Origin of the sequence: Flintibacter sp. HCN-6482 (assembly GCF_037892565.1) — a bacterium.
Classification (GTDB): domain Bacteria; phylum Bacillota; class Clostridia; order Oscillospirales; family Oscillospiraceae; genus Lawsonibacter; species Lawsonibacter aceti.
The window spans coordinates 923,676-935,414 of record NZ_JBBKBK010000001.1; the positions used below are offsets into that span (position 1 = coordinate 923,676).

Genomic DNA, 11,739 nt, shown 5'->3' on the forward strand with positions numbered 1-11,739 from the left:
CGCCGGCAGGCCAGAGTCCTATCGGCTCAACGCCTTTTGCACCGCCCGGGCCCAGCCATCCAGCCGTTCCAGGCGCTCCTTCTGTTCCATCCGCGGCCGGAACAGCTGTGTCCGCCGAAGCCGTTCCAGCTCCGGCAGGTCATACAGTCCCATAGCCAGTCCAGCCATTTGTCCCGCGCCCACGGCTACCAGCTCCTCATACTTTCCAAGGACAACAGGGCGGTCCATAATGTCACTCTGAAATTGCGTCAGATAGCGATTTTTCGTAGGCCCCCCAGCCATCCGCACCTGACTGGCAGGCGCGCCCATATCCCGCTCCATGGCTCTCACGATATCGGCCACTTGGTATCCAATGCTCTCTATCCCAGCTCTGACCAGCTCCGCCCGCCCGGTCAGCCGGCTCATCCCCACAAAGCAGGCAGAGGCGCCATCGTCCCAGTAGGGCGCTCCGATCCCCGTGAAGGCAGGTACCAGATAGGTATGGTCACCTGGGTCAGCCCGACAGGCCAGCGCCTCGGTTTCCTCTGGGCAGGACACCAGCTCCAGACCGTCCTTCAGCCAGGTGGTGACCGCTCCAGCATAGTTCACCACACCCTCCAGAGCGTATACAGTCTTTCCATTCATCCGCCAGGCCACCGTGGTATTGAGTCCATTCTGGGACTCCAGCGGTTCTTCTCCAATATTCATCAGTACGCAGGTGCCTGTTCCATGACCCGCCATGCAGTCCCCCCGCTCCACGCATCCGTGTCCAAAAAGGGAGGCATGGGAGTCCCCGATAGCACTTCGGATCGGCACCGGATGGTCCAGCAGTCCTCCCAAATCTGTCTGTCCATATTCCCCATCAGAGCCGCACACCTGGGGCAGCACTGACATGGGGATATCAAATATCCGGCACAGCTCCGGATCCCACTCCATGGTATGGATATTAAACAGCTGGGTGCGGGAGGCGTTGCTGCAATCCGTTTTGTGGACTTTTCCTCCGGTGAGCTGCCAGATCGTCCAAGTATCCATGGTGCCGATGCAGAGCTGTCCCCGTTCAGCCTTCTCTCTGGCCCCAGGCACATGTTCCAGCGCCCAAGCCACCTTCCCGGCAGAGAAAAAGGGGGAGGGGACCAGCCCGGTACGCCGCTGAATTTCCGGATAATCGCCTCGTTCCTGGATATGGCGGCACAGCTCCGCCGCTCGGTTACACTGCCAGACGATAGACTCACACACCGGCCTGCCTGTATCCCGCTCCCACAGGGCCACGCTCTCCCGCTGATTGGTGACCGCCACGCCGGCCAGCCGCCGGGAATCAATCCCGCTGTCCCGTACCGCCGCCTGAGCAACCCGAATAATATTTTCCGCAATCTCCTGGGCATCGTGCCCCACCCATCCCTGGGCGCTGATTAACTGCCGGTGGGGCAGGTCCCGGCGCAGGACGAACTGGCCCTGGCCATCCAGCAGGATCGCTTTGGTCCCCTGGGTGCTCTGGTCAATCGACAAAATATAGCCTCGTTCCATAGAGATCCTCCTTTCCCGCTCCTTTCACAATTTTATTCCTGGGGAAAAATCAGTTCATTGATAGCCGGCCACACCAGCGCTACGGAGAGGGCGGCAGCAGCGGCCAAAAGCAGCATGGCCCACGGCAATACAGAAATGGGATAAAGCAGCAGGAACACACAAAGCGACCCGTACACCGCCCCCATTGCCAACAGCGTACGGGGGAGCCGGGCGAAGGACAGCAGCGCAGCGTCCCACAGCGCTGAAAAGAACGGTATGCTACTGTCCGCCAGCAGAGGGACCAGATATACGCCCGTCATTGCCGCCAAAAACAGCGACAGGGATATAAAGAGCCAAAGCATTGTCCGTCCCGCTCCATCCAACTGTCCAGCTACGCTGGCGCTCCAAAGGATGATCAGCAGGTACAGTCCTACCACCGCTTCCAGCTGGATGCCCCGCCAGAATTTGGCTTTAAATACATACCAAAAGTCTACCCAGCAGCTCGAATTTCCCCGGTCATCAGCCCGTCTGGTCAGCACCCCATTCATGGCCAGCAGCGCCGGTCCTACTGTGAGCAGCGGCAGAGAAAAGGCCGTGAATAGGAGATTGGCCAGCAGCAGAGCCTTCCACTCCTCCAGAAAAAGCCGTTTAAGCAGTTCCGTTGTCTGTCCCATGTATGCCTCCCAATGTATGGACGGTCAAGAGATCACGATGTGTCCCTCCGAAGGGGCATCCGGCAGGACCGCCACATCTCTTATTTTCTGGATCTGGACATCATACACGCCGTCGCCGGCAGTGGATACCCGGATCGCTCCGTCTGTGCTGTTGTAGAATACCTCGGCCCCACCGGCTATATACCGCATTGCCACTGTCCGGCTGGCCACGCTGTCGAACATCCCCACCGCGATCTTGGGAGACATGGCCTGAACGAAGTCCTTGCCGTTGGAGGTATCCTTGCCGTGGTGGTTCATTTTTACCACATCGCTAGCAATATCCTGCCCATACGTCTCTGTCAGCGCCTGTTCCCCAGTAATGTACAGATCGCCGCTAGTCCAAAAGCTAGACTGACCATAGGTCAGACGCATGGCAATCGAACCGTCATTGGCGTCCAGATAGCCGCCGGCCACCTCCTCCGTATCCCCCGGAGTCGGACCAAACACCTGGACTTGGACTTCCTCCCCCAAAGAGAAGGCGTCCCCCGCCTCTAAAACTTCACAGGGCAGGGACAGTTCTTCTATCTTTTCCATCATGGCTCGGTAGGTCCCGCTGTCATATTCATGCCCATTGACATAGACCTGCCCGATTTCAAAATTGTCTGCTACTGTGACAAACCCTCCCACATGGTCCGCATGCGGATGAGAGAGGACCAGGACGTCGATCTTATCTACACCCATAGCCAGCAATTGGTTTGTCACCTCCTGCCCTCCAGGTACGTTTCCACAGTCCACCAGCATCACCATCCCATCCGGCGAAGTATAGACCGCGCTGTCGCCGGTGGTGACCGCCTCCTTACCCGTTCCGTAGATCGTCTGTAGATAAAGGTAGCGGGCGGTCAATTTCCCTTGGTCTTGGCTGGTGTCAAAAACCAGATCAAAGTAATCCTCCGGCTGGGAAATTTCTCCCTCTTTCAAAGCCGAGGAGCCAGAAGCGGAGTCCCCTGGTCCTGACGCGGACACAGATGTGCCGCTCTGACCGCCGCTGATATCCCCTGGCTCTCCCGCACACGCGGCCAGCATCGCTAGCGCCAGAAGGGAAGTCCAGAAAAGTTTATGTTTCATGACCAAGTTCCCCCTTTATCATCGGAAAAGGGGGGCAGGGCCTGGCCCTGCCCCCACATGGGAAGTTATGCTATACCTGGAACACCGTCCGCTCAGGGATTGGACATATTGTATAGGTCAATCGCTTCCTGGATGGTCTCCTCAGCAGTCTTGATGACGTCGTCGATGTTAGCCTTAGGATCGCTGGACACGGTTTCGATGGCCAGCTTGTTAGCCACCTTCATCTCGTTGGAGATGGGGATATAGGGGTTGGTAGCGGAGTCGTCAGAGGCGGCCAGGGACTCGTACACGCCGGTAACGGCGGGGAAGGTGTTGGCCACATAGTCGTTATAAGTATCGCTGGTATAGGACTCCTGGTTGGGAGCCAGATAGCCGGTGGCGACAGCAAAGGAAGCGGCCTGCTCGCCGGTGCTGGCGAACTTGATAAATTCATAGGCGCCCTGCTGTTCAGCGGTGTCGCCGGTGTTGCAGATCCACAGTCCGGTGCCGCCGGCGGGCTCGCCGGAATTCATGCCGGCCTCAGTGGCGGAGATCATGGGGATGATTCCCACTTCAAAAGCGCCGTTGGCAGCGTCCAGAATCTTGGTGGTCATAGAAACCACGCCCATGAACATGGCGCAGTCGCCGGAAGCCATCTGGGGAATAACCTCAGCCTGGTAGTCAGAACCGTAGGCCACACACAGCTTTTCCGCGTGGAGCTTCTGATACACGTCCAGCATATTGTAGATGGCGTCGTGTACTTTGGCATCCTTGGTGTACAGACACTCGGTGATCCGCTCGCTGCCCAGGCCGTTGTTGTTGTTATATGCCTGCAGGCCCTCACGGCCCAGAGCGGCGTTGAAGTAGAAGCCATCGGGATGGAAGCCGACGCCGTAGGTGGTATAACCGCCCTCGACCAGTTTGACGCAGGCGTCATAGAGATCGTTGAAGCTCTTGATCTCCTTGGGATCGATGCCGGCCTCAGCCAGCATATCGGCGTTATAGTAAATGCCGGGATAGCTGTAGCCCACGGGGTAACCGACCTGGTTGCCCTCGTTGTCGCAGTAAGCGGTGCGGATGGCTTCCCAGGTGCTCTCCAGCTCAGGCCAGCCGTTGGTATCGGCGTCGATAAAGCCCTGGAGCGGGACACAGTATTCAGCCGTGGCGTACATAGCTACGTTCTCCACAGGACCAGAGAACATGGAGGGCAGATCGGCCTGGGCGGTAGAGCCCAGCTTGGCGTTCAGCTCGGTCTGATTGCCCTGATACTCGATGGTCACATGATAGGCGTCCTGGCTCTCATTGAAGGCGTCAATCACCTTCTGCAGGTGGTCCACGTTGGCCTGGCCAAAGGCGGTCCACCACAGAACCTCGACAGGCTCGCCGGAGGTGGAGGGGGTGCTGGCGCTGGTGCCCGCGCCGGAAGACGCGCTGCCCTTGCTGTCGTCGGGCTTGTCTTTGCCGCCGCAGGCCGCCAAGCTCATAGTCATGGCAAGCGCAAGAACAATGGATAAGACCTTTTTCATACTAATGCTCCTTTTCCAATTTTTTATAAAAAGCCTCTTTGCTTTTTACAACATCAGGATAGGCCTCAGCCCTTCAGGCCGCCGGCTGTCATGCCCTTGATAATGTAATCCTGACCCAAAATATAGATTAGGACCGAGGGAATGATAGCTACCACGGCGCCGGCCAGAATATGTCCGTAGTTCACCACATCGGCTGTGACTAGATAGGAGATTCCAATCTGGATGGTCCGCATCTCGTCCCGGCTGGTGACCAGCATAGGCCAGAAATACTGGTTGTAGATCTGGACGAACAGATAGATCGCCAACGAGGAAATGGTAGGGATGGACAGGGGCATAGCCACACGGAAGAGAAATCCCATGTCACCGCAGCCATCCAGAATAGCGGCCTCCTTATAATCTTTGGGCAGGGTCATAAAATACTGCCGCATTAGGAAAATAGCGGTGCCCGAAATGAGGGAGGGCAGGACCAAACCGATATAGGTGTCAATCAGGTCCATGTTCTGAATGGTAACATAGTTGGTGATGACCACCACCTCGCCAGGGATCATCGTCGTCATCAAAATCAGGGTAAACAGCAGGTTTTTCCCAGGGAATTTGAAGAACACGAAGCCGTAGGCTGCCAGACAGGAGATTATGACTTGGGCCACGATACACACCAAGCATACCACGGCAGAGTTTTTCAGATAGTGAAGAATGGGGATCTGCCGAAAAACCTGAGCATAGCTCTCCAGGGTGGGGTTGGCTGTGATCAGCTTCAGGGGATAGGTCATCAGCTCCTGATCCGTCTGCAGCGAGAAGCATACGCCGACAATCAGCGGAGAAATGAACAAAATACCGATGATCGTCTTGAGAGCAAAGGAGGATATCTCTCCCGCTATTTTCTTCTGATGGGGCGTAATCATTGGTAATGCACCACCTTTTTCTCCAGGGCGAACTGGATCCTGGTGAACAGGAAGATCAGCCCAAACAGGAACAGGGCCTGCACGCAGGCCGTTTCAAATCGACCGTTAATAATGGCGTTCTCGTATATGTAGTAGATTAGTGTCTTCGTCTGGTTAGCCGGACCGCCCTGGGTCAGCAGTCTGATCTGAGCAAAGCTCTTGAACGAGCTGCCGATGTTCAGAAACAGGACAAAGAAAATCTGAGGAGAGGCCATTGGAATAATAATATCCTTAATTCGGCGGAAAGGGCCGGCCCCGTCCAGCAGGGCACTCTCCAGCAGGTCCTCAGGCACATTCCGAAAGCCTACCAACAGGAAGATGAAACTCACGCCAATATGCATCCAGATTGTCATAGCGCAGACCGCCCAGATGGCATGGGGCATCTCGTTTGTCCAGGCGATCTCCGTACCCAGAATATTATTCAGCAGGCCGTTCTTCTGGCGGTAGATAAACAAGAAGATAGCGGCAGCCGGGGAGGAGGCGATGGCCATGGGCAAGGCGTACATGGTCTGGTAGACCTTGGAAAAACGGACCTTTTTAGTCGCCATCAGGGCAAAAATCATGGCGACAATAAAGGTAAAAAACAGGTTGATAGCGGCCATCTTCAAGGTAACGGCCACCACATCCCAGAAGGAGTCCTTGGTCAGCACTCGGATCCAGTTGTCCGGACCAACCCACTGGGTAAAGTTACCCTGCTTATTGGTCAGCGCGAAGGACAGTACAATAGTCTTGATAAAGGGATAAAAGGTAAACAGCGTGAACAGGGCCATAGCAGGAAAGATCAGTACATAGGGCAGCGGTTTGACCCGTCCCAGGCGCCGTTCCTTCCCCGGTTCCCTTTGGAGTTTGCTCAAAATTTTCACCCTTCCTCTGTTCGCTCAAAGCATCAAACGGTCATCCACCCGGCCTCAGGCCAGGATGGGATAAGGGCACGGGGGAGAGAACAGCTCAAGGGCCATACGGTCCCGGAAGCCCCGCATAGTGGCAAAGGTAAACCGCTCCACCACCCGCCGGTCCTCGGGCAGCCGAGGAACAGAGACGGTCAGAACACGTTTCCCCTGATACCGAAACACATGAGCCGCATATCCGAACAGCTGTTCAGTATAACCCTTACCCTGAAGCTCTGGCAGGACAAACATGGTCCTGACATGGCCGCAGTCCTCAGGAGTCTCCTCCTCGTTTTCCATCCAGACAAAGCCCACAGGGCGGCCCTTTAGGCGGCAGACAGCCAAATAATCCGGATTGTAGGCCGTCAGCTCTCTGGCCCGTGCCAGCCACTCCGCTTCGTCAAAGGGCACTTCCGCTCCCTCTGTCTGCCGGGCGTGGGCTCTGGCCAGTTCCTCCAGAACCTGACTCTCCTTGTCTAAGTCCACCGGGTCCACAGCCATATTGATGTCGGCTCCCGCTACGCCGCTCCAGGCCCGCCGCAGTTCCGGCGGGAGGTGGGAGCCGTCATTCATGTACTCCACAGAGAAATTGCCCTCCCGGTCTACATGAATCAGGCTGACCGAGGTGTTGTCCCCATGGCCTACCACTTTCACATCAGACATGGGCCGCCCCATCATAGCGCATAGGCCAGCCTTGATGGTACAGGAGTGGGATACGCACAGGGCATTCCCGTCCCCCACTTCCCGGGCAATGCGCCGCAGGCCGAACAGCAGACGGTCTGCCACCTGCTGAAAGGTACTGGCCCCCGGAGTAGTATTGGCCCAGGGGTGCTCATCCCAATCTTTGCTTTCTTTGGGATATTCCTTGGCAATATTGCCCCAGGCCATATCCTCCCAGACACCAGTGGTGACTTCCCGCAGGTGGATCCTCACTCGGATGGGCAGCCCTCGCTCCTTGGCGATGGGCTCCACTGTCATGATAGAACGGAAGGCGTCGCTAGAATAGATGCCGTCGATAGGGATATCCCGAAAACGGCGGCGAAGCATCTCATTTTGCAGATAGCCCTTCGTGGTGACCAGAGCGTCCGTCTGTGCCTGAGTCCGCCGGCAGGCGTTTCCTTCTGACTCGCAGTGCCGGACCAAGTAAATGTTTGCCATTCCAGATTCTCCCTCCATTCCGCCTCGTTACTATTAGTAAAATTTTAACGATTTCTTTTAAGAATTTTCAATTTTATTTTACACATATTTTATTACTTAGTCAAGATTTTTTGTTTAATTCTTGTAAAAATTGTGTAAAATATCTCCTTAAATGTTTTTTAATATTATTAATATTACATATAAAGGCCGCCGTTTATATTCATGGCATCACCAGTCACATAGCTGGACAGGTCGCTGGCGTAGAACAGCACCGCGTTAGCAATGTCCTCGGCAGTGCCGTACCGGCCCAGGGGGATATAGGTCTTGGGGTCCTTCTGGGACCAGGAGAGCGTTTTGCCCATCGGCGTCAGGATATTGCCAGGACACACAGCGTTGGAGGTAATGTTGTATGCGGCGCCATGAAGCGCAAAGCATTTGCTCAGGTTCAGGATGCCGGCCTTGGCCGCCGCATAGGAGGCGTCAGAACTTCGGCCGCCCCGCAGCGCCGCCAGAGAGGACATATGGACGAGCTTGCCGTAATTCTGCTCCTTCATGACGGCAAATACCGCCTGGGTGCAGAAGAACATAGCCTTCAGGTCAATGTTCATCATCTTGTCCCAGCTCTCCAGACTGATCTCCTCTATAGGTGTGGAGCCGGTAATGCCGGCGTTGTTGACCCACACATCGATCCGGCCGAACAGCCCCTTGATCTCCTCAACCTTCTCCTTGATATGGTCAAAGTCCGCCACGTTGAACAGCACACACTTGGCCTGCCCCCCCTGGGCGATGATGTCGTCCACCACCCTCTGGGCCGTTTCCATATTGATGTCAGTAATGACCACCTTGGCCCCAAACTCCGCCAGGCGGCGGGCAATCGCCTCGCCAATCCCCCGGCCGGAGCCGGTGACCACGGCCACCTTATCTCGCATAAACATATGGTCCATTGAACCGATCTCCTTTCCTGTCGGGCAGGCGGGGTCATCGCCGAGCCCGCCCCTCCGAAGGGCGGCAGGAGGCCGCCCTTCGGGTCCGTTAAGCCTTATGAACCGCGGCTCCGAAGGCGTCCAGAGCGGCCTCCCGCACCATCTCCGCCAGAGAGGGGTGGGCCACTACCATCCGTTCCCACTCCTCCAGAGTCAGCTTTTTGTCTACCGCCAGGGCCCCAAAGGCAATCAGCTCAGAGGCATTTTCCCCGACGATGGTAACGCCCAGAGTCTGCTTGGTGGCCTTATCCGCCACCACGAACACCCGTCCGGAGGCTCCCTCCGCCAGTGCCATACCATTAGCGGAGTAGTCAAAGGTACCCAGAGCCGGATCAAAGCCGGCCTCTTTGGCACTGTCCGTATTCAGTCCCACAGAGGCAAAGCAGGGATTCGTATAGACGCAGCTGGGCACAGGTGCCCGGTCTTTGGGTGCCTTGCCTGTCAAGATATGGGTCAGAGCCGCTTCGCCCTCGGCGTAAGCCGCATGGGCCAGCTGGATCCCTCCCGCTACATCCCCGATGGCGTATACGCCCTTCAAATTTGTGCGCTGGGCGCCGTCTACCAGGATGTGCTTCTTCTCGCTCAACTTCAGTCCCAGGGCCTCCGCGTCGATCCCGGACAGATTGGGGCGTCGTCCCACCGCCATCAGCACCTGATCCGCTTCTACGCTGTCCTGCTTTCCGTCCAGCTCATAGACCGCCCGCAGGGCGCCGTTTCCTTTCTCCACCCGCAGCATCTTAGCCCCGGTGAGAATACGGATCCCCTGCTTTTTCAGCGCAGATACCACCATATTGGCAGCTTCCTTCTGATCCCGGGGCAGCAGACTGGGCAGCATCTCAATAATCGTGATCTCAGTGCCGTAGCAGGCAAAGGCGCTGGCCAGTTCCAACCCGATGACACCGCCGCCCATCACCACCATACGGCGGGGCAGCCGCTCCAGATTCAGCGCTCCGGTGCTGTCAATCGTCAGCTCATGGCCGGGGATGGGCACCGTCATGGGGACCGAGCCGGTGGCGATCACCACATTTTTCCCCTTGTACTCCTGTCCGCCGCAGCGGACCACCCGGTTTTTCTCCAGACTGGCCTCGCCGTTTATCACGGTGACGCCGCACTTTTTCAGCAGAAACTGTACGCCGCCCACCAGCTTGGCCGTCACTTCCCCTTTGCCCTTCTGAATCTTGCGGAAGCTGAAAGAACCGGCATCCCGGAAAATCTCCCTGTCTACCAGCGAGCGGACCTTTTCCATGGCGTTGGCCTTGTCCACCAGGTATTTAGTAGGGATGCAGCCCACGTTCAGGCAGGTCCCACCCAGATGCTCCTTTTCAAACAGGGCTACCTTCTGCCCCTTTTTAGCCGCAGCGATGGCTAAAGAGTATCCCCCCGGGCCGCCGCCCAGCACCAAAATATCAAACGTTTCCACAGCGAATTCCTCCTCAGCCCAGCATCAGGGCAGGATTCTCCATCAGCAGCTTCAGCTCACGCAGGAACTGGGCTCCATAAGCTCCGTCAATGATCCGGTGATCGAAGGAGCCAGTCACGCTCATCATATGGACGGGCTGGAACTGCTGTCCGTCCCAAACAGGCTGCACAGCGATCCGTCCCACCGCCAGGATACAGCTCTCCGGCGGATTAACGATGGCAATAAACTGATCCACGTCAAACATACCCAGATTGGAGATGGTAATGCTGCCACATCCCATGTCCGAGGGGGCCAGTTTGCTGTCCCGGGCCTTTTTCACCACCTGGCGGTACTTGTCCGCGATCTCCTCCAGCCCCATTGTGTCGATCCCCTTTACCACAGGTACCAGCAGAGCGCCATCCAGACCCACAGCCAGACCCACATTGGTATGGCGGTAGACCCGGACCTCGCCGCCCTCGCAGCGGGCGTTGACCAGAGGGAACTTTCGGGAGGCCACGGCGATGGCTTTGGCCATAATGTCGTTGTAGGATAGCTTGACGCCCCGCTTCTCCTGATAGCTCTGCTTGAGGGCCATGCAGGCCTCCATATTGATATTTACCGTACACTGCCAAGCCGGGATGTTCTGGACGGACTCCAGCATCCGGCGGCCGATGACCTCCCGGGTCTTGGTCATGGGCAGGACCTCATATTCCGCCTCGGTGGGCACGGCGATTGGAGCGGGCCGGGCCTGCTCCGCCGCCTGAGCAGCAGCCTGAGCCGCGCGCACATCCTTACGGGTAAGCATCACCCCATTGGCCGGAGTCAGACCGGCCAGCTCCACACCCAGCTCCCGGGCCAGCATTTTGGCGTTGGGCATAGCGGGCCACAGGGCCTTGGCTACAGCGGGAGCAGCGGGACGAGGGGCGGGAGCAGCGCCCTTGATGATGGGGATATATTCCTCCTCATCCAGAACGCCGGCGGCAGGAGCGGCAGGGGCGGCTGGTGCCTGAACAGCAGGAGCGGCAGCGGGACGGGGGGCAGCGGCTCCGCTCCCGATCATCATCAGCACATCCCCGGAGGTAACATCGTCCCCCTCCTTGACCAAAATCTCCAGCACGGTGCCGGCCAGATAACTCTCTACCGGCAGCACCGCCTTGTCTGTTTCCGCCTCCACCAGAGTATCGCCCCGTTTGACCTTGTCGCCCACCTTGACCAGTACGCTGGTGATCCGGGCCGCGTCGGTGGTCTGGCCGGCGGAGGGCATTTTGATGGGCTGGCCGCCGGCCGCCGGCGCCGGCTTCTCCGGTTCGGGCCGGGCCGCCTGAACCACAGGAGCGGCAGGGGCGGATTCCCCGCTCCGGACATAGCTCTTCCGATCCTCCTCAGAGCCCACGGCTACCAATACATCTCCGGCGTGGACATCGTCGCCCTCCGCGACCAGAACATCCAGCACGACGCCGGCAGCATAGCTCTCTACCGGCAGGATCGCCTTATCAGTTTCCGCCTCTACCAGAATATCGCCCCGCTTCACCGGATCTCCCGCCTTTACCTTGACGCTGGTAATCCGGGCTTCATCGGTGGTCTGTCCGGCAGAGGGCATTTTGATCTGCTGTACCATAGTTCGGTC

10 protein-coding genes are annotated in these 11,739 nt (G+C 57.5%); all 10 read right to left on the reverse strand.

What is annotated here, in order from left to right; translation table 11 throughout:
• Positions 1 to 18 precede the first annotated feature (18 nt).
• Positions 19 to 1,503, reverse strand: coding sequence for an FGGY family carbohydrate kinase (locus tag WKS99_RS04585; RefSeq protein ID WP_186852365.1), 1,485 nt, complete (start codon positions 1,501 to 1,503; stop codon positions 19 to 21).
• Positions 1,504 to 1,535: 32 nt separating this feature from the next.
• Complete coding sequence (locus WKS99_RS04590) at positions 1,536 to 2,156, reverse strand: DUF624 domain-containing protein (protein ID WP_186852366.1); 621 nt, start codon at positions 2,154 to 2,156, stop codon at positions 1,536 to 1,538.
• Between the two features lie 24 nt (positions 2,157 to 2,180).
• Positions 2,181 to 3,260, reverse strand: coding sequence for a ComEC/Rec2 family competence protein (locus WKS99_RS04595; RefSeq protein WP_240288732.1), 1,080 nt, complete (start codon positions 3,258 to 3,260; stop codon positions 2,181 to 2,183).
• Positions 3,261 to 3,352: 92 nt separating this feature from the next.
• A complete protein-coding gene (locus WKS99_RS04600) occupies positions 3,353 to 4,765 on the reverse strand; it encodes an extracellular solute-binding protein (protein ID WP_147572856.1) in 1,413 nt (470 codons plus the stop codon).
• A 65-nt stretch (positions 4,766 to 4,830) separates the two neighbouring features.
• Positions 4,831 to 5,667, reverse strand: a complete 837-nt coding sequence (locus WKS99_RS04605; protein WP_186852368.1) for a carbohydrate ABC transporter permease — start codon at positions 5,665 to 5,667, stop codon at positions 4,831 to 4,833.
• Positions 5,664 to 6,560, reverse strand: coding sequence for a carbohydrate ABC transporter permease (locus tag WKS99_RS04610; RefSeq protein ID WP_147572860.1), 897 nt, complete (start codon positions 6,558 to 6,560; stop codon positions 5,664 to 5,666). The genes WKS99_RS04605 and WKS99_RS04610 overlap by 4 nt, the downstream gene beginning before the upstream one ends.
• A 54-nt stretch (positions 6,561 to 6,614) precedes the next feature.
• The gene (locus tag WKS99_RS04615; protein WP_340405401.1) at positions 6,615 to 7,751 is read right to left on the reverse strand and encodes a GNAT family N-acetyltransferase; all 1,137 of its coding nucleotides are present in this window, start codon (positions 7,749 to 7,751) and stop codon (positions 6,615 to 6,617) included.
• A gap of 173 nt (positions 7,752 to 7,924) precedes the next feature.
• Positions 7,925 to 8,674, reverse strand: coding sequence for an SDR family NAD(P)-dependent oxidoreductase (locus tag WKS99_RS04620; RefSeq protein WP_147572862.1), 750 nt, complete (start codon positions 8,672 to 8,674; stop codon positions 7,925 to 7,927).
• Between the two features lie 88 nt (positions 8,675 to 8,762).
• Positions 8,763 to 10,133, reverse strand: coding sequence for a dihydrolipoyl dehydrogenase (gene lpdA / locus WKS99_RS04625; protein WP_147572863.1), 1,371 nt, complete (start codon positions 10,131 to 10,133; stop codon positions 8,763 to 8,765).
• Positions 10,134 to 10,146: 13 nt separating this feature from the next.
• Entirely contained in the window at positions 10,147 to 11,730 is a 1,584-nt protein-coding gene (locus WKS99_RS04630; protein WP_340405402.1) for a 2-oxo acid dehydrogenase subunit E2, read from the reverse strand.
• Positions 11,731 to 11,739: the final 9 nt, after the last annotated feature.

Bases quoted from the DNA above. Each gene is read 5' to 3' on its own strand.
- WKS99_RS04630 (WP_340405402.1), bottom strand. From the start codon at position 11,730: ATGGTACAGCAGATCAAAATGCCCTCTGCCGGACAGACCACCGATGAA.
- WKS99_RS04590 (WP_186852366.1), bottom strand. From the start codon at position 2,156: ATGGGACAGACAACGGAACTGCTTAAACGGCTTTTTCTGGAGGAGTGG.
- WKS99_RS04600 (WP_147572856.1), bottom strand. From the start codon at position 4,765: ATGAAAAAGGTCTTATCCATTGTTCTTGCGCTTGCCATGACTATGAGC.
- WKS99_RS04605 (WP_186852368.1), bottom strand. From the start codon at position 5,667: ATGATTACGCCCCATCAGAAGAAAATAGCGGGAGAGATATCCTCCTTT.
- WKS99_RS04585 (WP_186852365.1), bottom strand. From the start codon at position 1,503: ATGGAACGAGGCTATATTTTGTCGATTGACCAGAGCACCCAGGGGACC.
- WKS99_RS04615 (WP_340405401.1), bottom strand. From the start codon at position 7,751: ATGGCAAACATTTACTTGGTCCGGCACTGCGAGTCAGAAGGAAACGCC.
- WKS99_RS04620 (WP_147572862.1), bottom strand. From the start codon at position 8,674: ATGGACCATATGTTTATGCGAGATAAGGTGGCCGTGGTCACCGGCTCC.
- WKS99_RS04595 (WP_240288732.1), bottom strand. From the start codon at position 3,260: ATGAAACATAAACTTTTCTGGACTTCCCTTCTGGCGCTAGCGATGCTG.